Below are 22,801 nucleotides of genomic sequence, written 5' to 3'. Positions count from 1 at the left end.
ACTTTTGTGATGGACATTAAATTTGGCGTATACGAGTTGGAATGAATCATAGGGTGGCGGTTTGGCCGGGTTTGGGTAACCGGAACACATTGTTGTACGTAATGCAAGAATTCTGCGGGGTTGGCGGGTAATAGGGTACATTGTTGTACTTTTTGCAGGATTTCCGCCGGAATGGCGGGTGCTGAGCACACATTGTTGTATTTCATACAGGAATTCCGCCGGATTGGCGGCTACTGAGCGCACATTGTTGTACTTTGTGCAGGATTTCTGCCGGATTGGCGGGTTTGCGGGATGAGGGCGTCTTCTAGTTGCACAATTAACATGTAATCTCTTAACTTTTCTAAAAAAAGGCCAGTTCTCCCTGGATGATAATCAGGGAGAACTGGCCTTTCACCGTTTCATTCTTCTATGCTGCCCCGTCAGACTCCGGCAGATTTCTGCTTAGCCTCCCAGTTCTCCCTGGATGATAATCAGGGAGAACTGGCCTTTCACCGTTTCATTCTTCTATGCTGCCCCGTCAGACTCCGGCAGATTTCTGCTTAGCCTCCGCAGAGGAGGCAGGCTTCTTCCGGCCCCGCCGTCCGGGCGTATGCCCCCGCTGGCGGGTTCCCGTCTGCATCCCGATGATGCTGAAGATGCTGGACGGCTTGGCCTCTGCGGTCACGCTTCCGTCCGGCTCCGGCACCAGAATGATGCCGAGCTGATGGTGATCGCCATCGTAGATTGCGCGCTGGAGGTATTTGCTCTCGCCTTCGCGGTTCAGCACCTCCAGCTTACAGAACGCCGAATTCATGCGCAGCGCCTCATGCAGCTGCGCCGCGCCGGTCAACAGGACCCCGTTGACCTTCAGCAGGACCTCGCCGGGCAGGATGCCCAGCTCCTGCCCAGGGCTGCCCGGCAGCACAGCCAGCACCTTGCGGCCGGCCGGGGGATGCACGAAGACGGGACTGATACTGCGCTCCTCCAGAGCGCTGTACCAGCTTAACCCTTCGTGCAGGAGCACTGCACTTAGCGCCGCGACCAGGGTCAGCGGGCTCCACCAGTCCGCAAGCAGGCTTAAGCCGAGCAGGACGATGCTGTACACCAGCAGCCGTCCTGAAGTGCGGGCCGCCTTGCGTCCGGGCAGCATGCCCTGGGTCATCTCGCTGAAGCCGATGATGACCGGCAGGGAGACCAGGCCTAAGGCCCCGCCCAGCAGCGGATGCCAGGGCAGTTCACCGATTCCCGCACCCGGGGGAATCAGCAGGAACAGCGGCAGCGGCCAGAAGGCCTGCAGCTGGTAGCCGCCAACCACCTTGCCGCGCTTGCCGGCAAGGAAGAGCGGGGTCGCCAGCCTGGCGCCCTGCCAGCGCGCCAGCAGCGCTTCAGCCAGATGGAGCAGCGCGGCCAGCACCAGCAGCGCCGGGATATCCATCTCCCGCAGCGCCCCGGCAATCGTTCCCGCGGCTCCGCTCTGCAGCGTATCCGGAAAGAACGAAAGAACAAACTGTACAATTCCCAGCACACCTATAGAATACGCAAAGCATAAATAGCGCACACGAAAAAGCATTAATACCAGACTGACCACCCAGATGCAGGCTACAGCCGTATAGGACAAAGAGATACCCAAGGCTACAGCTGCTAAGGAAACCACAAGTCCCGCAACCCCGCCAGTCCACACCGTCCGCCACGTTTCCCGGCCCCAGCTGTGCAGCTTCACATGGATGAGCTTCCTCTCCAGCGCAACCTGCCTGCGGTAATAGAGTGCAATAAATATAAGAGCGATATAGTAATAAGGCTGAATCAGCAGATGAATGACCGCTGTACCCCAGCTAGCAAGCAGTTCCAACATCACATTCAAACCGTTCGTCACACTCCTTATCGTCCGGGACCAGTGGAAATGTATTAGGCGTCCTCTAAAATGAGTCTATGTTATCGAAGCAGCAATACCCTGTATCGCCATCAGCCTTTAGCGTACAACATAAACTTTCTTCTATTTGTAGAAAAAAAGAAGGCTGGAATCAGCCTTCTTACTTGTTCGACGCCGTAGCCTTGATTTCCTTCCGGATCTCTTCGATTCCCTTATTCCGCTGATTGTCTTTGGCCGGGTCCTGAATGACCTTAATCAGCGCCAGCTCCAGCGCTTCTGCGGTCTTGGCATCAATCACGCCTGTTGCCTTCAGCTTCGAGGTGCTCTGGAATTTCTTGACCGCTTCCTTGGTGCCGGCATCGAAATATCCATCCTTGCGGCCCGGCTTATAGCCCAGACCATCCAGCATCGTCTGTGCGCTTTTGACATCCGTGCTGTTCATATTATATTGCAGCGTTACACTCTTATTAATCGGCGCCACCGAGAAGTAATCCGGCTGGGCGACCGCAATATCCGGCTTGATGCCCTTGCCGTGAATCCAGGTGCCGTCTGGTGTCAGCCACTTGGCAATCGTAATCTTCAGCAGACTGCCGTCACCCAGCTGCTCTTCGAAGCTGGTCTGGACGGTGCCTTTCCCGAACGAGTCCTCACCGATCAGCTTCGCACCCGCAGATTGCTGCAGTGCTCCTGCCATGATCTCCGAAGCGCTCGCGCTGCCTTTATTCATCAGCACAACTACCGGATACTTTTTACTGGAGCCCTTTGAGGTGCTGACCTCGCGCTGCTTGTTTTTGTCTTCGACCTGCACGATTGCTTTGCCGGCCGGTACAAACTGCTCTGCCATTTCGATAACGACCGGCAGCACACCGCCGGGGTCATTGCGGACATCAATGACAAGTCCCTTCATGCCTTGTGTTTCCAGCTTGGTCAGTTCTTCCTCGAACCGCTTCCCAGTATTCTGTGAGAATTGCGTAACCTCGATCACTCCGATATTGTCCTTCTCCATCGTAGCATAGACCGTTTCCAGTCTCACATCATCGCGGGTAATGACGAATTCCAGCGGCTCTGCTGTACCGGTACGCTGAATCTTCAGGGTTGCATCGCTTCCCTTGGGGCCGCGGATTTTGGCTACAGCATCATTAAGCTCCAGCCCCTCCAGCGATTCCCCATTAACGGAGAGGATTACATCCTTGGCCTGAATGCCGGCCTTCTCAGCCGGTGAACCTTTGATCGGCGAGACTACAACGACCTTGCCGTTATCCGAGGAGACTTCAGCACCGATGCCCGAGAAGGAGCCTTCGATACTCTCTTCGAATCTTGCTGCCGTTTCCTTGCCCATATAGTTGGAATAAGGGTCGCCCAGTGCTTCCATCATACCGTTGACAGCGCCGTCGATCAGCTTCTCGCGGTCCACGGTCTCATAATAATTGCTCTCGATCAGGCTGAGGGCGGTACCTAGCTTCTTGGATTCCTTGTCTTGCAGTCCGGCTGTCTGCAGGACCGTCGCAATTCCCTCGCCTGCCGCTTGTCCGAATACATGCGCATAGCCGGTCACGCCCAGGGTCAGCAGGCTGCCGCACAGCAGCGCGGCGACGATCATAAAGGCCGCGGTACTCTTCTTTAACATGATGTTCCCACCGTCCCTTCTTGTCCATCTTATCACCCGCAAGGGTCCGTTCCATGAGAAACGGCATCTCTTCCAGTATATGCCGCTGAATGAAATTATATTTATTAGAGCTTAAATTTACAGATACGGCATAGGATTAACTGTCTTGCCGTCGACCCGCACTTCGAAATGCAGATGCGGGCCGGTCACGCGTCCGGTAGCACCGGATTCGGCAATGGTCTGTCCGCGCTCTACCCGTTCACCCGGTTTCACCTTGATTCCGCCTTCGCGGATATGTCCATACAGCGTCCATACACCGCCGCCATGGTCAATGATTACACAATAGCCGTAGCCGCTCCACCATTCCGCCACCAGGACAGTACCGGAATCCGCCGCATGAATATTCGTACCCTGCGGAACTGCAAAGTCTACGCCGGTATGCATTTTACCGACTTCACCTGTAACCGGATGCGTCCGGACACCATAAGGCGAAGAGACACGCGCCGAGCCTACCGGCAGCAGGAACGGCCCGTCACCGCCGGCATATTCCTCTACGCTGGCAATGGAGCTTCCGCCGCTGCTCGCAGACTTGGCGGCCTTAGCCGCTTTGGCAGCTGCAGCGGCCGCCCGGCGGGCCGCGGGGGCCGCCCGGCGTGCCGCTTCAGCTTTGGCGGCCGCTGCCCGGCGTGCTGCTTCCTCAGCCTTAAGCTTGTCCTTCTGCTCCTCCAGGGCAGAGCGGTTGCTGGCCAGCTGCACCAGCTTGGCATTCTGCTCTTCGGAGATCACCTCAGCCTCTTGAATCTCTTCATCGTAGTAAGCGATTAGCTCCTGCTTCTCCGCTTCCTTCTCCTTCAGCACACTGCGCTGCGACTCCAGATCGGTGTACAGCTGCTTAGCCTGGGCGTATTGCCCCTCCAGCTCCTGCTTCTTCGCAATAACCGTCTGCTTGTCCAGCTTATGCTGCACCAGCAGATCCTGATCCTGATCCACGATCATCTTCAGGGAATCGGCCCGGTCAAGGAAATCCGAGAAGCTGGTGGAAGACAGCAGCACATCCAGATAAGAGACTGCACCATCCGTGTACATCAGGCGGACACGCGATTCCAGCAGCTTTTCGCGGGAAGCCACACGTGCCTCTGCATCGTCCAGTTCAGTTGCCGTCACATTAAGCGACTCCTCCGTACTGGCGATTTTACCGGAAATGGTCGTCATCTCACCCTTCACCTGGTCAATCTGGTCCAGCACATACTGGAGATTCAGCGTGGTCTTATTCTTATAGTGCTGCGCTTCCTGATTGCGGGATGCCGCCTTCTCCTGCGCCGCCTTGGCCGCCTTGACCTCCTGCTGCAGCTGCTTCAGCTGCTTGTCTATCTCGGCAACACTTGTTTTCTTCGCATATCCGTCAGAGGGCCCGAACATTGTGACAGCCAGCAACATTACGGCTATTCCGGCGACAATCTTCTTCAACTCGCACTCCCCGTCCTTTGTTCAAATGTGAATTTTATTTATGCTATACCTTCAAGAACTTGCGGATCGATACGGTACTTCCCCACACACCAATCAATACTCCGAGGCCAACCAGCAGTCCGCACAGCAGCAGCCAGATATTTTCAAATGGGATCAGCTGCAGCCCCAGCATCGGATCTCCCTGCACGGAAGACACCAGACTGCTATAGCCAACATACAGCGCACCCGAAGTAACCAGCGAGCCGATCAGCCCGATGAGTGCACCTTCAATAAAGAACGGCCAGCGGATAAAATAATTCGTTGCCCCTACGAGCTTCATGATGCCGATTTCCTTACGGCGGGCGAGAATCGTTACGCGGATGGTGTTCGAGATCAGGAACATGGACATCAGCGCCAGACCTGCCACAAAAATAAACCCGATGTTGCGCACAGCCTTAGTCACTTTAAACAAGGTCTCCACGGAGCCTTTGCCATAATTCACTTTGTAGATCGGCTGCTCTTCATGGCTCTTGTTCAGTGCTTCTATCTTCTCAGCTACAAACGGAACAGTTGTCGGCTCGATCACCTCTACGAGCAGCTTGTCCGGCAGCGGATTATTATCTTCATCAAAACCTTCCAGGAGCTCGGCGGCATCCGGCCCCATATCTTCACGGAATTCCTTCAAACCCTGTTCTTTGGAGACGAACTCCACCTTGCTGACTTCCGGCATACTGCCGATTTCGTTTTCCAGCTTCTCCCGCATTTTCTGGTCCGTATTCAGCGTCAGATGCACGTTGATCTGCACCTGGCTGTCTGCTTTGTCCGCTACTTCATTGACATTGAGCACCAGCAATATAAACACTCCGAGCACGAAGAGAGAGACAACGATGGACGTGATGGAGGCCACTGACATCCAGCCGTTGCGGAATACGTTTTTGAAGCCTTCCCGCACATGCCGCAAGAAGGTTTTAAAACTCATAACCGTAATCCCCTCTCAATTGGTCTCTGACAATCGTCCCGTTCTCAATAGCCAGCACCCGTTTGCGCATTTTGTTGACAATATCCCTGTTGTGGGTAGCCATTACGATCGTTGTTCCGCGAAAATTAATCTCATCCAGCAGCTGCATAATGCCCCATGAGGTCTCCGGGTCCAGGTTGCCTGTAGGCTCGTCCGCAATAATGACGGAAGGGTTGTTGACAATGGCTCTGGCAATGGCGATCCGCTGCTGCTCTCCCCCTGAGAGCTGTGAGGGCTCACGTCCCGCTTTGCTGCGCAGTCCCACCAGATCGAGCACTTCATTCACACGTTTCTTGATAACCTTCTTCGGCGCCTCGATAACCTCCATGGCAAAAGCGACATTCTCATAAGCCGTCATCTTCGGCAGCAGGCGGAAGTCCTGAAACACCACGCCGATGTTGCGGCGGACATAAGGAATCTTGCGGGGCTTGAGCTTGCCGATATTGAACCCGCCTACAGAGATCTGTCCTTTGGTCGGTGTTTCTTCTCTATAAATTAATTTCATGAACGTTGATTTACCTGCGCCGGACGGTCCGACGATATAGACGAACTCATTACGGTCGATCTTGACAGATATCCCCTGGAGCGCGTGGGTTCCGTTAGGATAGGTCTTCCATACATCCTGCATCTCGATCATCTTATCACTTCCCGATTCTGACATATTCCGCCGGGCCTTATCTTATCGACACCAAACTGCGGAAGCTTCCATAAACTGCATTATTATCGCAGGCGTATCTATTGTAACAAATCCCTAACCCCTTGAGTACCCGAAAGTTTTACCGAATCCTTACATATACATAATAATATCAGGTTAACTCCAGCTTCTGCTCTTATATATATCGGCATTCCCAGGCGTTCTTTAAGACTTGATCCCATGGCCCGCGCCGCTTCCGGCGCAAATCCGCCCCTACAGAAGGAGATTGCTTATGAAAAAAGTACACGCTGCCCTCATCGCGGGCTTCGGCCTGATTCTGGCCGGCTCGCTGGTTGCCGGAGGGTTTCATTTATATGGCACCCAGACCACCCTGCCCAAGGGAACAGCCATTGCCGGCTGGGATATCAGCGGCCAGGACATCACCGAGGTGCGGGCCGCGCTGGAGGCAAGACTTCAGGCGCTGGAAGCTACGCCGCTCACCCTGAAGGCCAAGGGGGATACCGGGCTGAGTGTCTCACTGCAGCAGGCAGGGGTAACCTATGAAGCCCAGGAATTCCGGCGCGCCCTGAAGACGCTGACGGACGGTCCGCTAATGGACCGGGTACAGGCCCGGTACAATTGGAACGGGAACTGGAATATCGGAATTCATCTGGAGATTTCGCAGCTCATGAACAGCCTAAGTCCGGCATGGGAAAAAGAATCCTTCGGCGTTCCTGTTGACGCGGTGCGGCAGATTACCAGTGATGACCGTGTCGTCTATACTCCCGGGACCACCTCCTTCGAGGTAGACTGGCATGCGCTGGAGCTTGCCCTGCAGGCGGCCGTACCAACCCGGCTTGCCGGCAACGGGGCACTGGAGGGTAAACGCATTTTGCTGGAGGTGCCCTTAACGGTCAAGCAGCCGAATGTCACGCTGCAGGCGCTCAAGGATCAGGGCATCGAGCGAAAAATCACCCAGTTCAGCACCTCACTCGGGGCCAGCGGACCCGGGCGCAGCTTCAATGTGGAGGCAGCCGCCAAAGCCGTCAACGGGACCATACTGCCTCCTGGCGCTATTTTCGATTACGGAAAAGCGATCCAGAAGGCCCAGGCGGAATATGGCTTCCGCGAGGCTCCGGTGATTGTAAACGGCAAGCTGCAGCCCGGCACGGGCGGGGGAATCTGCCAGGTCTCCAGCACCCTGTATAATGCCGCGCTGCGCTCCGGGCTTGAGATCGTTGAACGGCGCAACCATTCTCTTCCGGTCAGCTACCTGCCCAAAGGCCAGGATGCCACTTTTGCCGAGGGCTATATTAACTTCCGCTTCCGCAACAATACCGGCAAATATCTGATTATCAAATCCGCAGTCCAGGGCCGCACGCTGACCGTCAAGCTGTTCGGTACCTTCCCGAAGAACGTCACCTATTCCGTGGAGTCCCGGACTGTGGAGGTACTTCCTCCTGCCGATAAGTATGTGAGCGATGCCTCACTCCCCCGGGGCGGAACAAGGGTACTGCAGGCCGGCAAAACCGGCTATGTAGTGGAGACTTACATTACCCGCTATGTTGACGGCAAAGCCATGGAGAAGAACAAGCTCTCCCGTGATGTCTACTACGCCCAGAAACGCGTCATTGCCATCAACCGCGGCGGCATGAGCAAATCTGCGCAGCCGGAATCCCCGGGCAGACAGCTGGTGGAGGACGGGGTAAAGGGCCAATAAGCTGCTGCAAGTAAAAACGGCTGTGCCCTCCTTGTAAAAAGGGAGGCACAGCCGTTCGTGCGTAACATTAGGCGGAAACTTAAACTGTAGCCCAAGCATGCTTTTTAATAAATAATGCCCGGGCAGACAGCTGGTGGAGGACGGGGTAAAGGGCCAATAAGCTGCTGCAAGTAAAAACGGCTGTGCCCTCCTTGTAAAAAGGGAGGCACAGCCGTTCGTGCGTAACATTAGGCGGAAACTTAAACTGTAGCCCAAGCATGCTTTTTAATAAATAATGGCATCCTTTACATAGGGCTTACCCGGGAAGCCATTATAATTTACGATTGCGCGCTACAGTTGAAGTAGACCTCTTCAGAAAGGATGAAATATTATGACTACAGCATCAACCACCAATCTGTCCGCGATCCTCCGCCAGGCTCCGGCTGTGCTGCCATCCCTTACCTGCCGCGAAGCCTTGAGGGTATTGTTCCAGCATCCGGAGTCCAAATGCATCATCGTCCGCAGCAGCAGCAATGAACCCGTGGGACTGATCATGTGCGAACGCTTCTTCCTCAAGGCTACAGGCCGGATGGGCATGGACAGATTCTACCATGAACCCGTATCCCAGCTGATGAACCGCAAACCTCTGGTGGCCGACATCTCCACCCCGGCTGAAACACTCTGGGCCGAAGCCATGCAGCGTCCAGAACCGATGAGAAACGACTGTATTATCGTGACCGATCAAGGCCGGATTGCCGGTATTCTTCACCCTGCGGAGCTGCTGCACTGAGTGCACTTCTCCATCCCCTCTAGAAAAGAGTATCCGGCGACATGTCGATTCTCCAGTAGCCGTTCACCTTCTTCAGCTTCACCGTTACCGTTTCGTTAACTCCATCTGACCCCTCACTTGGCACTGTCAGCTCAAACACTGCGGCTTGTGCAGTTTTTGAGATCATCCGGGCAGTTGCCTTCGTATAATCCAGTGCATTGCCTAAGTCCGCATGGACCTGGGCCATTCTGCCGTTATATTCCAGAAACTGTGTCTGTACATAGAAAGCTGCAGCATTATGCGTGTACGCTTTCTTAATATAGTTCATCAGCTGCTGCTTCGTGCCAAGGTCACTGGACAGATAACGGTATTCAAGCGTTTTGTAGGTGAATAACTCCGGCTTGAATTCGTTGCCTCCCCGGCTTGCGTACATATACAGTGCTTTGGCATGGACTACCAGCGGAATAACACTCCGTACCGTAAGGTTATTAATGGTAGCGGGACCTTCCTTGCCGGGTGCAGACACCGCTACTGTTCTTACTCCCTCTATTCCCACCGCTGGCGAAGCCGCGAGCGCTCCGCTTCCCGCAGAAACCAGACCCAGTGATAGTGCTAATGAACCGATCAACATTTTTTTGTTCATCCTGATTGCCTCCTTGTAATCCTGTTTTATAAATTGAAGAACTATTTCTCTCCAACTGCTGCGATAAGTACTATATAACTTACGATAGCCCGTAAGCTAAAATACCCAATACTACCCCATGTGTAAACGGTTAAACCCCAAAACAGCATAAAAAAGCTCCGGCCTCCTGTTTATAGGGGCCAGAGCTGGAATAAATGGAACTATATAGGGAAAATAAGTACTACCTATGATTGCCTAAGCTCAGGGCTGCTCTTGATCCAGAACCGCAACTTGTGCCGAAGTTTCTGAGGGTTCTGACATCTTCTCATAGTAGGCCGTAAAAGTAATATTGGCTGAAATAATGTTGCCGGAATCGCTGGAGTGCTGGAAACTGAACGCGTCCACATTAATAATGCGGGGCAGAAGCTGGAGTGCCGTCATCCAGCTTCGCACATTAGTGTAAGTTCCTTCCACCAGGGCCGTCATCTTCAGGGCCTTCACGGTAGGGAACACTACTTCGGAGGAACCGGTCATAGCCTGAATGGGATTCGTATCATCCAGCGTGAACCCGATATCTTTCAGTCTGGCATTGGTCATTGTTCCGATGGCTCGCAGATCGAGAATAAGCTGCTCGCTGTCGTCACCGCGCGGAAGCTGGGCCAGAAGCGCATCCTGAGCATCGTCATTCACCGTCGAACGGTTCAGCTCTTCTATTTTATTCTCCATGAGGCTGTTTTGCTGCTGCAGCTGCGACATCTCTGATTCCTGCTCCGCAATCTTGCTGTTTGTAGGCTGGAACCCCAGAAGGAAGAACGCGAACAACAGCAGGAACAGGACAAGAACCCCCAGCACAATAGGCGAACGGTATTTATTGATTTGTTCCATTTTCATCCGCCTCCCCCGGGTTAGCTGCATCAGCATCCTGCTGCGTGCTTTTCGCCAAATTCACATGATATATTGCCGTGTAGAATCTCGTTAGAGTCGCTGGAGATTGCGTATTTCCGGACGGATCTCCTTCAGACAGCTTCTGAATGCTCACGTCAACCGTGAAGGACATTTTGCGCAGTTCAGCGAGATATTCGGAAGCATCCTCCATTTTGAGCATCTTGACGGTCAGGTCAATGGAGCTGAGGTACGTATAACCAATATTGCTAAGCGAAGCCCCTTGCGGCAGCCCGGAAGCCAGCTCATTTAATACAGAAACAATATTCAGCTTGTACTTCAGGATCTCTTCAACGGCCGCTTTACGGTCCAGCTTGCCTGAACCGCCGTTATTAGCTTTGGCCAGCTCCAATTGAAGCAATGCGCTCCGGTCCTGCAGACCCTGGATCTGCTCCGACTGATCGTTAATCTGCCCCTTGTTCGCTGCATAAAAGATCCCGGTGCCCACTATGCCCAGCAGCCAGATTCCGACCAGTGCAATGGCCAAATAGGGAAATAACATGGCCTCACGGTCTTCACGGGGCAAGAGATTAATATGCTGTGCACCTGAACCCAGTGCAGCTCCGGTTGCAATCCGGTAGCTGTTCAATTGCAGGTTCTGGCTTCTAGCCGCACTGATCTCCAACTGATCCAGACTTACCGGAATAATCTCTTGTTCGGATAAAGACTGGCTAAGCTCTTCATGCAACTGGCTGCGGATGCCCGGTGTCCCTGTAATCAGTACATTGCTGATCCGGGTACTTCCATCGTGCAAGCTGTACTGGTAGAAGTTCAGCATCCGCGAGATTTCAGCTGTAATCTCCAGCATCTGTTCAGGTGACAGATGTTCTTCCACACTCTCATGCGTAGCGGCGGCCTCCGACCTGAATTTGATCTCTTCCTGCATAGGTGGAGCTACCGGCTCCGCTCTGCCCGCTTGCAGATCGGCAACGTTAATCGTACGGATAAAGACGGGATTTCCGTCACGGAACATATAGATATCCAGCAGTGACTGCTCCAGATGGATCAGCATCGTTTCTGCAAAGGCTTCGCCCTGATTCAGCATGATGCTTCTTGCTAACGCCGTAGCGGAAATCTCGACACTGCCCACCCGTAAACCTGCCGCTTCCAGAATATCGATATAATCCTGAATCGGCTTGCGCGGCGCGGCAAATACCAGCAGATGGCTCTGGTTTTCATCCACGCTTGTTGTAACGTAATCATACACCGGATTTTCAAAAGGCAGATGCAGACCCGTTTCTACCTCCAGCTTCACAAGCTGCTCCAGCTGTTTTTCATTGGTGCTGGGAATACTCATTTTACGGATAATGATTTGAGCAGGCGGAATAGCCAGGGACACCTTCGAACCGCGAAGGCCTTGTTTTTTAACCCAGGGCTTAAGGATATCCAGCAGCGACTCACCGTCAGCAATCTGATTCTCGACAATCATGCCCGGATGCAGCGGAAGGACCTTCTTCTTGCGGACTTCCCATGTTTTATTCTTCTTCAAGCTGACGCAGCGGATGGCGGATTCCTCAATGGAAATCCCGACCGCTTGTTGACCTAATCCCAGCATCCGATGATGTTCCTCCTAACCGATAAACGAAAGATATGCGCCGATGATGTCCGGACCGAACAGATATGAGAGCAGTGAACCCAGAGCCAGGAAAGGCCCAAACGGGATTGGCTGTTTGCGCTGGACTATGCCTAGCAGCTGCATAATTCCTCCGATGGCGGCGCCCAGCGCGCAAGCCATCAGAAACGCCACAATGACATTTGGCCAGCCGATGATCCAGCCCAGCAGTGCAAACAGCTTGACGTCGCCCATTCCCATTCCCCCAAACAGGGCAAACAGAAGGAGAACGCCTCCACCACTTAAAGCGCCAAGCAAATGATACCATAGCGGGACTCCCGCCATGAAAGGAACCAGTACCAGAAATACCGGCGCAAAGAATAACAGCACCTTGTCAGGAATCAGCATATATCTCAGATCAGAGACTGTAATAATGACCGCCAGACTGACCAGCAGCATCCCTGTAATTCCCTCAAGCGTGAGGCCGAATTTCAGATACATCACCAGAAACAATAGTCCAGTTACGGCTTCTCCAAACAGATACACCGGTGACACCCGGGTTCCGCAATGCCGGCACTTCCCCCGCGATAACAGATAGCTGAGAACCGGGATCAGATCCAGTGGCGTAAGCCGCGTCCCGCACTTGGGACATTGCGATGGCGGATGCAGCAGAGACTCTGCTGCCGGTATCCGCAGCCCCACTACATTGAAGAAAGACCCCAGAGTTAGGCCTAGTAGAGTTATATAGAATGCGATAAATATAGTCATGATGGGTAAATGTCCCTTTCGGGGATTTTAAAAAAGGAATCGGAATGGTTCCGATTCCATTAGAAGATGAATTAATTACATTCAATTTTTACGATATACCAGTGATTTTGTTTTTCTTAGATGAAACTTTTATATTTAAGGAGTCGTAGTTGATGCCGTTTTAGATTTTAAAACTTCTTCAGCAGTATATTTCTTGCTAACATTAGAAGCAGTTAAAACAACAGCCTTACCTGAGTTAGTACCAGTGGTCAAATTAGTTAATTTGCCACTAGTATCGAAATTAACTATCACTGCAGTCAAAGGCTCCTTAGTGCTTGGCAGATATGTAGGACTTTCAAGATACCCCTTACCTTGAAGCTCCGCCAACGTAACAGCCTTTACTTTAGCAACTGAAAAATCACCCGCATTTTCTCCAATAATATACATACGAGCCGCATTATAAACTTGATTTGCACTTGCAACATCAGAATCCTTCTTTGAATTATTTATAATTCCACCAATCATAGGAATCGCAATAACCGCAATAATACCCAAAATAACAATAACCGCCAATAACTCAATCAGCGTAAACCCTTTCTGATTCTCTTCCTTGCTGAGTCTTCTCTTAATTGCCTGTGCCAACATTTCGTTTCCCCCTTGATAATAGTAGTGTGTGATGTTCCGACAGAAACTCATCCTATGTTGCTACCTTCCTGCTGTATTGCTCTTGGTATAGAAGCAGCTCTCTCCATCGTCCAGCACCTGCGGAAGCAGCTTCAGCTTCCGCTCCGCCTTTCCGGCGTCACCCCTCTCACTAATTGCAAGGAACCGCAAGGTTCACATATTACTGTACAGACTGAACATCGGCAGCATGATAGCTGCTACGATCACCCCGACTACTCCCGCCAGGAAGGCAATCAATAGTGGTTCTAAAAGAGATTTTAGACGGTCAACAGTATTCTCTACATCCATCTCGTAGAAGTCAGCAACCTTGGATAACATCGTATCCAGCGCTCCGGTCTCTTCACCAATGGCAATCATCTGTGTAACCAGCGGCGGAAATACCCATGCCTTCTTAAGCGGCTCAGAGAGCGGATTCCCCTGTCTAAGGGAATCACTTGCACTGCGGATATAACGCCCGATTACCTTATTACCTGCCACTTCCTCTACAATAGCCAGGGATTGGAGGATGGGCACGGAGCTGGCGTAGAGTGAAGAGAATGTCCGGGTAAACTGCGCAATCGAGCCCTTCTGATTCAACTTACCAAAGACCGGAACCTTCAGCTTGGCGTAATCAAGTGCATAGGCACCTTTCTCGGTACGTTTAGTTATTTGATAGGCAACTACTAAGAGAAGTACCCCCAGAATCCAGAAATACCATTGCCCCTGAATACTTTTGCTGAGTGCCAGTACCATCTTGGTAATCGCCGGAAGCTCGGCATCAAAAGACTCAAACATGGTGACAAACTGCGGCACAATTGCCCATAACAGATAAATTACTGCACCTATAGCCATCACCCCAACAGTAATCGGGTAAGTCAGCGCAGATTTTATCTTCTCGGTCGTTGTATGCTGCTTTTCAAAAAACATCGCCAGCCGCTCCAATGTCCCTTCCATATTTCCCGATTCCTCACCGGCGCGAATCATACTGACGAACAGTGGTGGAAAGATCCGCTTGTGATCCTGAACTGCCTGCGAGAATGAAACCCCTCGCAGCAAGCTGGAACCAACATCTTGAAGCGCCTTACGCAACGGTTTGCTGTCCGTCTGCTCTGCCAGTATCCTCGTTGCGTCTACGATGGATACCCCCGCACGCATAAGTGTGGCGAACTGGCGGCAGTAAATAATGAAATGGATAGTCTTAACCGGATTACCTATGTAGATATCCATTTGCAGAATGGAGGTTTTACGTTCCACCAGCGAGAACACAGTCAGACCGCGTTTGCGGAGCTCATCCATGGCTGCCGGCTTATCCGTAGCGGTAAGCTTGCCTTTGATCGGCCTGCCCGCCGCTGTTTTGACCTGATACTCGAATAATGCCATCAGCCATTCACCTCACTCATATACGCTTTGGCCGCCGCAGGATGTACAAGCCCTCCCGCAAGATATTCACGGATGTTCATCTCCAGTGTGTGCATACCCAGCGCCTTGCTTGTCTGCATGACATTCTTCAGTTGATGCGTCTTCTCCGTCCGGATCAGGTTGGCAACCGCCGGCGTATTCACCAGAATCTCTGTTGCACATAACCGCCCGCGGCCCGAAGCTCTCGGGAATAAGCGCTGGCTGACTACAGCCAGCATCACCGAAGCCAGCTGGGAACGGATCTGATTCTGCTGATGGCCTGGAAAAGCGTCGATAATCCGGTCGATCGTCTGCGGCGCATCTGTCGTATGTAGCGTTGCTAATACTAAGTGTCCAGTCTCAGCAGCAGTAACGGCTGCCGAGATCGTCTCCAAATCGCGCATTTCTCCCACCAGAATGACATCCGGATCCTGCCGTAATGCTGCCCGGAGACCGCTGGCGAAGCTGTTCGTGTCGCTCCCCACTTCCCGTTGATCCACCAGACACTTGCCATGGCTATGCAGAAATTCTATAGGATCCTCAAGGGTCACAATATGCTTGCTCTCGGACTGGTTGATGGAATGAATCATCGCCGCCAGCGTTGAGGATTTGCCGCTGCCCGTAGGGCCTGTCACCAGGATAAGACCTTGTGGCTTCTTTACCAGAGATGCCAGAATCGGAGGCAGGGATAACTGCTCCAGCGACGGAATATCAGCGGGAATAGACCGGGCTGCGATGCTTACTCCACTCCGCTGACGGTACACATTTACTCTGTAACGCACTCCATTATCAAGCGTGTAGGAGAAATCAATCTCACCGGTCTCATTAAAAATACTGTTATGTCGCTGCTCCATAAGCACCTCTGCCATTGCCAGTGATTCCCCGGCTGTGACCTGTTCCCCTTCAACCGGATACAGGGTTCCATCAATGCGTATTACCGGCGCTGAACCTACAGAGATATGCAAGTCGGAAGCCTTGGAGGTATAGGCCATATGAAGCAGTTGTATAATGTCTCTCGTGAATGTCGGCACTGGCTATCCTCCTCGCAATCTTATCTATTGAGATACCGTTTCCCGCAGAACCTCTTGGAGCGTCGTGGTTCCCTGTGTAACCTTGAGGAAGCCATCCTCCATTAGCTGCACAAGCCCGCGTTCTCGGGCGGCAACTTTCAGTTCATCGACAGATGCCAGATCCGTAATCAATTGCCGCATATGGTCATCGATAGTTAACACCTCGTGAATGGCAATACGTCCACGGTAACCTGTAGTGCTACAGCTGCCGCAGCCCCGTCCGCGATGGAGACTGTCTGTTGGCAGACTGTATTTCCGCAGCATGATCGCTTCCTGCTCAGACGGCTTGTACTTTTCTTTGCAGTCCGGGCAGATTTTGCGCACCAGCCGCTGGGCTACTACTCCAATCAGGGAAGATGCAATCAGATAAGGCTCAACTCCCATATCTCTAAGGCGCGATATAGTGCTGATAGCATCATTGGTATGCAGCGTCGACAGGACAAGATGACCAGTTAATGATGCTCTGACTGCAATCTCTGCCGTTTCGGTATCACGAATCTCCCCTACCATTACGATATTAGGGTCCTGCCGGAGAATTGAACGCAACCCTGCTGCGAAGGTAAGGCCAACAGCAGCATTCACATGCACTTGATTGACTCCTTCAAGCTGATACTCTACCGGATCTTCAACCGTTATAATATTTGTGCTCTCCACATTTAATTGGTTCAACGCCGAGTACAAGGTTGTCGTTTTGCCGCTCCCTGTTGGTCCAGTAATCAACAAAATCCCGTATGGTCTGGCAATCATTTCTCTAAAAACAGCAGCATTCGACTCACTGAAGCCAAGACTGTCCACTGATTTCACGCCTGTGCTGAGATCCAGCAGCCGGAGTACAATTTTCTCCCCGTGCATTGTCGGCAGTGAAGACACGCGGATATCAACCATTTTGTAATCAAATTGCATCTTGATACGCCCGTCCTGCGGAAGCCTGCGCTCCGCAATGTTCAGCTTCGCCATGATCTTCAGCCTGGCTGTAATAAAGCCCTGCATCTGTTTGGGAATTACACGTTCCGTACGCAGCGTGCCGTCAATCCGGTAACGGATAGACAGGTTATTCTCACCTGGATCCACATGGATATCGGATGCTCGCAAGGCCACTGCCTGCTGAATCATCTGATTGACCAGCCGGACTATAGGCGAATCTTCATCGGTAATCTCCGTCTCTTCGATTTCTTCCTGGGTGGGCAGTTCTACCATCATCTGGCTCATCGAATCACGCATGCCGTAATGCCGGGCAATCGCCCGCTGCAGCTCATCCCGGGTGGAGATCGCAGGTTCGATTCTGAACCCTGTACTCATCCGCAAATCCTCAATGGCGAAATAGTCCAACGGATCAGCCATAGCCACCATCAGCTTGCCGCCTTCCTTCATAAATGGAAGGACTTGATAGCGTTTGGCCATACTCTCCGGAATAATCTGCGTAATGGCCGGGTCAATCTGATATTTGAACAAGCTTACATGAGGTATGCCAAGCTGGAATTCCAATACTTCAATTAGCTGCTGCTCGGTAATATAACCCTGCGAGATCAGCAGATCGCCAAGCTTGCGTTTGGTTTTGCGCTGTTCCGCCAGAGCCTCGGTCAGCTGCTCCTGCGAGATAATGCCGTTATCTACCAGCAAGTCTCCCAGTCTTTTTTTTATGATTGGCAAATTCACTCATCTCCAGCTCTCACCCATTTAATTTTTCTTATCGGTTAAAAACTCACATAATTTGGCAAAAAAAGGATCCGAAACTACTAACCTTCTGGAAACTCATACCGATTTCCTGTATGTAGTCCTTTGCGTATTACAGAAATCATTTTCCCGGAAATTCGATGGTTTTCTAGTTCTAATTACTTAAATTTGAGGTAAATTTTTCATATATTATGATTGCCTATAGAGGTAAATTGTCCTAGAATGATATATAGCATATAACCGTTATTTTTACAATTATGATTTCCAATACTTGGTCAATCTTAGCGAAAGTTTCGATAAATCTACCAATCGATTATTAATATCTTTACGGGGGAGATGCTAGATGAAATCATTCCGGCGGAGAACATGGTTTCTAGTTTCAGGGGGTACATTTGCGGCTATATTAGTTGCTTTGTTTGTCCATTCTTTTGTTCTTTCAGTCAATGCAGTAGTAGATAGTTCGTATACCATCCGTATTCTTGAGATCACTGATCCAACCAGCACTGCAAGCTTGGCACTGGATGCCAATGATAAATACCCCAAGAGTGAACTCGATGGTCTTCAGGGATTAGCCAACGTCAAGATTGATACAATGACTATGAAGCGCTTCGTATCCCTGCGTGATAACTGGGACGGCAAATACGATGCTGTCTATATCGGTAAAGGTGCATTCAGCAAGACATTGATTAAAAGTACAGGATCCACTTCCGAAGCTGATCGCAAGATTGCCCATAACACCACTGCGGTCGAGAATGATATTACCCTCCTCAAAGCTAAAGAGATCACAGACTACTACATCAGCAAAGGCTTGAATGTCTTCCTACGCGAGGAGACCTTCAGCCAGCAGACTACAAGCACCACTCAAGGTGTCCTGTATGCAACGTTCAATCCCTACCGCACAGCTACTCGCTCCAATGTAATTTTCCTGAAGAACCTGAACGAACTCAACACACTTACAGCTGCGATAAAGGATGGCAGTTGGTCTAACCTATCCACTCTTGAGCAGCGTCCTAGACTAACCATTACCAACAAACCTGATAATTACAGCGATGGTTCTGCTACCGTATATAAGTCCGGAGACACACTGGTCTTCCCGATCAAGATCGATAACATCTCAGACCCAAGAACATCAGTGCGGGTCAAATTATATATGAATGTGGACTCTTCTCTGCCCGTAACTGAAGATACGGTAGTTGCTACCAAAGAAATCACTTCTTCAACAGATACATTGAGCTATACGCTGCCGTCTACTTTCTCAGGGCCGTTGTATTGGAGAATGGAAATCAGCACAATTGCCGGACTGAAAGACTTTGATACAGGGAACATCTTTTATAGGGGCATAAAGCCCGTCATCAAAGTACTTCAGGTTATGCCTTCGGGCAAGACAGACAGCAACCTGTTGAATACAAACAATATGCAGACTTCATATTTGTCCAGCGATAATTACGAGTTGCAGATCACCCCAAAGGACATGAAATGGTTCAACACCTATATTACCGACCATGCCAGTACAAGTGATATAACTTCAGGCCTGAACGGAAAATTTGACATGGTGGTCTTCGGTTTCCAGGATATGTACGACCGTGTCAGTACGCCAATGCTCTCCAAGGCAGCTGCAGAGGCGGTTAAAGCTTTTGCTAAAGAGACCGGACAGAGTTTGATGCTTACACATGACACTATCTTCCGTGAGGTAACGGCTCCTTACCAAGAGAGTACCAATAATTATAACTATTGGAGCCCTTACTTCCACGATATGGTTGGTCAAGCTTTGCCCCGGACTTATCTGGGCGGCAACGCGGTGAATCCGTCTACCAAGGTAGTTTCGGTCAACCAAGGGCTTCTGACGCAATACCCGTTTAACCTTGATACAACCGGTACGACCGCGAACCGGTATTCAGTGGCTACGACCCATGACCAGTTCTTCCCGCTGAACCTGGAGCGGGCCGATGTTATTCCCTGGTATAATATTTCAGGTTCCAGCCGTGACACGGACGACAGCTATAACCATTTCTACACCTATTCAGTTGGCAATATTACATTCTCGGGTACCGGGCACACGAACACAAGGTTTCCCGAGTGGGAGCAGAAGTTATTCGTCAATACCATGTATCGTGCGTTCACCGGCGCCAATCACGCGCCTGATATTACCGTCTATACTCCGCAGGACATGAGTACCAAGCCAACGTACCAAGACAAATTGACTGTTAGCTATGCCGCTACTGATTTTGATTTCAAGGACAAGGAACTGATCACAGCAATACAGATTAATAAGCTAACCGACAAGGGAACATACGTAAAGGTCGATGAAATGCTTGAGAAGATTGTCCGTTCGGGTGAAACAGTAACTCAAATCTTCAATAATCCTCTGCATGAGGATGGCAAGCTGCAGATTCAGATTACTGCAAAGGACAAGCAAGGTGCCCTTGCTACGAAACTTATCACGCTTAATGTCAAAAAGGTAGATTCCAATCTGTCTATCAGCCGCTCTCTCTCTTCTGATACAGTGGAAAGAGGACAGCCTCTTACCATTACGTATAGTGTAAAACCTAACCCTATTCCGGTTAATACCGTAGATGCAGGCGACAAAGGTGTTGCACAGTTAGTGATCTCAGACATTCAGTATTCAGAGGTATTCCCGGCATATCTGAAATTCAATGATTTGGAGGCTGAAGGCCTCACCCATAGCGGGAATGCTGCATCAGGCTACACGATCACCAAAAATCTCGGTAATCTCACTTATCATTTGTCAGAGGATGGTCTGACTTATGTGCCTGATGTAACTACAGGTATCAGCTTCACCGTTACTACAGTACCTACTGAGAAGATACATTATCTGCTTGATAACTCTAATTTGAGCTTTGAGGATCTGCATTCTCTGCCGGCTGCTACAGCAACTGCCAGTGCTACTGCCAGTGCTACTGTCAGCCCTATTGCCACTGCCAGTACTGCTGCAACTGCTTCACCTACAGTTGCTGCTACTGCTACCCCAGCATCAGTAAGTTCATCAAAGATATTCAGTTCGATAAGTAGTATTAGTAGTGAATTCAATGCATTTATTCTTGGTAATGTTTATCTTAGGAGTACCAATACGGATGGACGTATCGCTGCGGCTGGAGACGTAGAATTCACCAGCTACAGTCTTTATGGGAACGGAGGTACCCTCAGTAATTCATTGGTAGTGGGAGGGAATTTCATCTTTAACGGAGGCAATGGAGCTACAGTTAATGGTAATGTGGCTTATGGAGGCAACTCGACAGTCACTGTTAACAATTCAGTCACTGGTTCATTGACTAAAGGCACTCCTATTAATTTTGAAGAAACCGAAAAATATCTTTTAGCACAATCTACTGATTTTACTTCATTAACTGCAAATGGCACTGTAGGCACCGATCTTAGTTTTGTCGGAACCGACGCTTTACAAAATGTGTTTAACGTTACAGCCAGCACGCTGAATAACGTCAAAATCAATGCACCACAAAGCTCAACGGTTGTCATTAATGTCTTAGGACAAATCATAAACATCAGTGGCGGATTCGATTTAACAAATATACAAAATAACCATATTATTATGAACTTTCCTCAGGCTACATCTCTTACCATTAACGGTGTAGCAGTAAAAGCAACGGTACTTGCTCCTTTAGCCAACGTTCAATTCGATAATGGCCAAATGCTGGGCACACTTATTGCGAAATCACTGCGAACAGATAACGGCGGTTATCTGAAGCTGGGGGTATTTAACGGTACATTGCCGCCTGTAACAGTAGCTACACCAACGCCAGTCATAACACCTGCACCAACTGCAATACCAGTACCGACCGCGGAACCGGCACCGAGTCCTACTCCTGCCCCGGTTCTGGCTAGAGTGACAATGAAGTTCGATGCACTGAGCTTCGATGCAATTGTGAAATTAACCGGTGTTACTTTGAGTGATGCCACCATTCGAGTTAACACCAGCCTGAACATGCTGCCTCTGGCTGATATTATTCCCTTGGACGTAAGTAATCCTACCTATACATGGGTTTCAGACACTCCTTCCGTAGCAACAGTCTCGCAAGAAGGAATTGTCACAGGAATAGTACAGGGTGAAGCCTCTATTACACTTACAGTTAGAGATATTGTTGGAACTACCTTCTCAGCTACAGCCAAGGTTGAAGTCATAACACCGGCACTTAATATCTCTGGTTATCCAACGGGGATTGTTGGCATACCGAACGAATACTGGGCCACTTATAATACCGTAAATGATACCCTCAAGGGTTATGAATGGTCGATTAAGCCCGACAGTAATACGGCGGGGGCAGTGCTGAATGTCGATTCCACCAACTCACTTAATGATTACGCTACCTTAGTAGCTTCCCAATCCGGTCAAGTCGTACTAACTGCAATCGCCAAAACCAAAGCTTTCCCAACTGGTTCTGAACCAAGAGAAGTTACGGTTACCTTCACCAATCCAGTCCAAGAGTTTGTCATTGAAGGACCACCTTCAGTGAATGTTAACGATACAATCTCATTAAAGATTAGGGTCGTTAGACCATTACCTTACGATCCGGCTGAATATGATTGGAGCTTTTTAGGCGACGGTCGCACATACGCAACATTCACTGATGAACCAGACAGTAGCAGTCATATTAAACTGACTGGCCTAAAGGTTACGGATATCAACCAGCCGGTGGTAGTGAAGGCCTCCTTGAAGGGAGCGCCAGCAGATCACCCAGTCGAGGCAATATTCAATGTAACTGTGGGAACCCGATTGACTAACCTGAAGTTAATTGAATCCATCGATATTGGTGTGGGAAAAGAAAACTCCCGTGACCTCTGTGATTCCAAGTACCTTACGTTGTACCCGGAGGATATAGAGTTGAAGGACGTAATAGACAAGTTGGAATGGAGCAGCAGCAACCCGGCAGTGGTCAAAGTGTCTTCTGACGGCAAAATTACAGGCTTGATTAAAGGATCTGCAAAAGTTACCGTCATATTCAAAGATGATCCTTCAATCAAATCTTCCGTCATGGTCAACGTACTTAACGAAGACCGTTACTAATTTAACAGCTCCATGAAGAAACCCCGGCCAGCATCCAGTGGATGTGAACCGGGGTTTCTCATGGTTATAAC

The 22,801-nt window shown here is 50.5% G+C and carries 16 protein-coding genes; 3 read left to right on the top strand and 13 right to left on the bottom strand.

What is annotated here, in order from left to right; translation table 11 throughout:
* Positions 1 to 517: 517 nt before the first annotated feature.
* The 5 genes from QW71_RS20375 to ftsE all read right to left on the bottom strand — a co-directional run bounded on the left by QW71_RS20375 (position 518) and on the right by ftsE (position 6,556).
* Positions 518 to 1,840: a PDZ domain-containing protein gene (locus QW71_RS20375; protein WP_373604784.1), complete on the bottom strand. Its 1,323-nt coding sequence runs from the start codon at positions 1,838 to 1,840 to the stop codon at positions 518 to 520.
* A 169-nt stretch (positions 1,841 to 2,009) separates the two neighbouring features.
* A complete protein-coding gene (locus QW71_RS20370; protein WP_039302786.1) occupies positions 2,010 to 3,476 on the bottom strand; it encodes a S41 family peptidase in 1,467 nt (488 codons plus the stop codon).
* Positions 3,477 to 3,593: 117 nt separating this feature from the next.
* On the bottom strand, positions 3,594 to 4,922 hold the full coding sequence (locus QW71_RS20365; RefSeq protein ID WP_039302783.1) for a murein hydrolase activator EnvC: 1,329 nt from the start codon (positions 4,920 to 4,922) through the stop codon (positions 3,594 to 3,596).
* Positions 4,923 to 4,965: 43 nt separating this feature from the next.
* A complete protein-coding gene (ftsX, locus tag QW71_RS20360; protein WP_039302780.1) occupies positions 4,966 to 5,880 on the bottom strand; it encodes a permease-like cell division protein FtsX in 915 nt (304 codons plus the stop codon).
* Complete coding sequence (ftsE, locus tag QW71_RS20355; RefSeq protein WP_039302777.1) at positions 5,870 to 6,556, bottom strand: cell division ATP-binding protein FtsE; 687 nt, start codon at positions 6,554 to 6,556, stop codon at positions 5,870 to 5,872. Before ftsE ends, ftsX begins: the two co-directional genes overlap by 11 nt.
* Positions 6,557 to 6,845: 289 nt before the next feature.
* On the opposite strand from ftsE, the gene QW71_RS20350 reads away from it, so the two are divergent.
* Positions 6,846 to 8,273, top strand: a complete 1,428-nt coding sequence (locus tag QW71_RS20350) for a VanW family protein (protein ID WP_039302775.1) — start codon at positions 6,846 to 6,848, stop codon at positions 8,271 to 8,273.
* Between the two features lie 370 nt (positions 8,274 to 8,643).
* Positions 8,644 to 9,042 (top strand): CBS domain-containing protein, encoded by a 399-nt coding sequence (locus QW71_RS20345; protein WP_039302772.1) that lies wholly within the window; start codon positions 8,644 to 8,646, stop codon positions 9,040 to 9,042.
* A 19-nt stretch (positions 9,043 to 9,061) separates the two neighbouring features.
* On the opposite strand, the gene QW71_RS20340 is transcribed toward QW71_RS20345, so the two are convergent.
* From QW71_RS20340 to QW71_RS20305, 8 genes are all read right to left on the bottom strand, one after another.
* Positions 9,062 to 9,664, bottom strand: a complete 603-nt coding sequence (locus QW71_RS20340) for a DL-endopeptidase inhibitor IseA family protein (RefSeq protein WP_052770105.1) — start codon at positions 9,662 to 9,664, stop codon at positions 9,062 to 9,064.
* A gap of 240 nt (positions 9,665 to 9,904) precedes the next feature.
* Entirely contained in the window at positions 9,905 to 10,528 is a 624-nt protein-coding gene (gene gspM / locus QW71_RS20335) for a type II secretion system protein GspM (RefSeq protein WP_039302769.1), read from the bottom strand.
* Positions 10,512 to 12,140: a pilus assembly protein PilM gene (gene pilM, locus QW71_RS20330; protein WP_039302767.1), complete on the bottom strand. Its 1,629-nt coding sequence runs from the start codon at positions 12,138 to 12,140 to the stop codon at positions 10,512 to 10,514. The genes gspM and pilM overlap by 17 nt, the downstream gene beginning before the upstream one ends.
* A gap of 15 nt (positions 12,141 to 12,155) precedes the next feature.
* Complete coding sequence (locus QW71_RS20325; protein ID WP_039302764.1) at positions 12,156 to 12,905, bottom strand: A24 family peptidase; 750 nt, start codon at positions 12,903 to 12,905, stop codon at positions 12,156 to 12,158.
* 135 nt (positions 12,906 to 13,040) lie between these two features.
* Positions 13,041 to 13,529 carry a type II secretion system protein gene (locus QW71_RS20320; RefSeq protein WP_052770104.1) on the bottom strand — a complete coding sequence of 163 codons (489 nt, stop codon included), beginning with the start codon at positions 13,527 to 13,529 and terminating at the stop codon, positions 13,041 to 13,043.
* A 192-nt stretch (positions 13,530 to 13,721) separates the two neighbouring features.
* Positions 13,722 to 14,927 (bottom strand): type II secretion system F family protein, encoded by a 1,206-nt coding sequence (locus tag QW71_RS20315; protein WP_039302761.1) that lies wholly within the window; start codon positions 14,925 to 14,927, stop codon positions 13,722 to 13,724.
* Entirely contained in the window at positions 14,927 to 15,976 is a 1,050-nt protein-coding gene (locus tag QW71_RS20310) for a type IV pilus twitching motility protein PilT (protein ID WP_083442637.1), read from the bottom strand. The genes QW71_RS20315 and QW71_RS20310 overlap by 1 nt, the downstream gene beginning before the upstream one ends.
* 24 nt (positions 15,977 to 16,000) lie before the next feature.
* Positions 16,001 to 17,665 (bottom strand): GspE/PulE family protein, encoded by a 1,665-nt coding sequence (locus tag QW71_RS20305; RefSeq protein WP_039302758.1) that lies wholly within the window; start codon positions 17,663 to 17,665, stop codon positions 16,001 to 16,003.
* Positions 17,666 to 18,032: 367 nt separating this feature from the next.
* On the opposite strand from QW71_RS20305, the gene QW71_RS20300 reads away from it, so the two are divergent.
* A complete protein-coding gene (locus QW71_RS20300) occupies positions 18,033 to 22,730 on the top strand; it encodes a DUF5057 domain-containing protein (protein ID WP_083442636.1) in 4,698 nt (1,565 codons plus the stop codon).
* Positions 22,731 to 22,801 lie beyond the last annotated feature (71 nt).

It is taken from the genome of Paenibacillus sp. IHB B 3415, from assembly GCF_000802655.2.
GTDB classification, from domain to species: Bacteria; Bacillota; Bacilli; order Paenibacillales; family Paenibacillaceae; genus Paenibacillus_AQ; species Paenibacillus_AQ phytohabitans.
This window is presented reverse-complemented; position numbering and strand designations above follow the sequence as displayed.

Coding starts and splice junctions, on each gene's coding strand:
- QW71_RS20320 (WP_052770104.1), bottom strand. CDS start 13,529: ATGTTGGCACAGGCAATTAAGAGAAGACTCAGCAAGGAAGAGAATCAG.
- QW71_RS20340 (WP_052770105.1), bottom strand. CDS start 9,664: ATGAACAAAAAAATGTTGATCGGTTCATTAGCACTATCACTGGGTCTG.
- QW71_RS20350 (WP_039302775.1), top strand. CDS start 6,846: ATGAAAAAAGTACACGCTGCCCTCATCGCGGGCTTCGGCCTGATTCTG.
- QW71_RS20370 (WP_039302786.1), bottom strand. CDS start 3,476: ATGTTAAAGAAGAGTACCGCGGCCTTTATGATCGTCGCCGCGCTGCTG.
- ftsE (WP_039302777.1), bottom strand. CDS start 6,556: ATGATCGAGATGCAGGATGTATGGAAGACCTATCCTAACGGAACCCAC.
- pilM (WP_039302767.1), bottom strand. CDS start 12,140: ATGCTGGGATTAGGTCAACAAGCGGTCGGGATTTCCATTGAGGAATCC.
- QW71_RS20315 (WP_039302761.1), bottom strand. CDS start 14,927: ATGGCATTATTCGAGTATCAGGTCAAAACAGCGGCGGGCAGGCCGATC.
- QW71_RS20300 (WP_083442636.1), top strand. CDS start 18,033: ATGAAATCATTCCGGCGGAGAACATGGTTTCTAGTTTCAGGGGGTACA.
- QW71_RS20345 (WP_039302772.1), top strand. CDS start 8,644: ATGACTACAGCATCAACCACCAATCTGTCCGCGATCCTCCGCCAGGCT.
- gspM (WP_039302769.1), bottom strand. CDS start 10,528: ATGGAACAAATCAATAAATACCGTTCGCCTATTGTGCTGGGGGTTCTT.
- QW71_RS20325 (WP_039302764.1), bottom strand. CDS start 12,905: ATGACTATATTTATCGCATTCTATATAACTCTACTAGGCCTAACTCTG.
- ftsX (WP_039302780.1), bottom strand. CDS start 5,880: ATGAGTTTTAAAACCTTCTTGCGGCATGTGCGGGAAGGCTTCAAAAAC.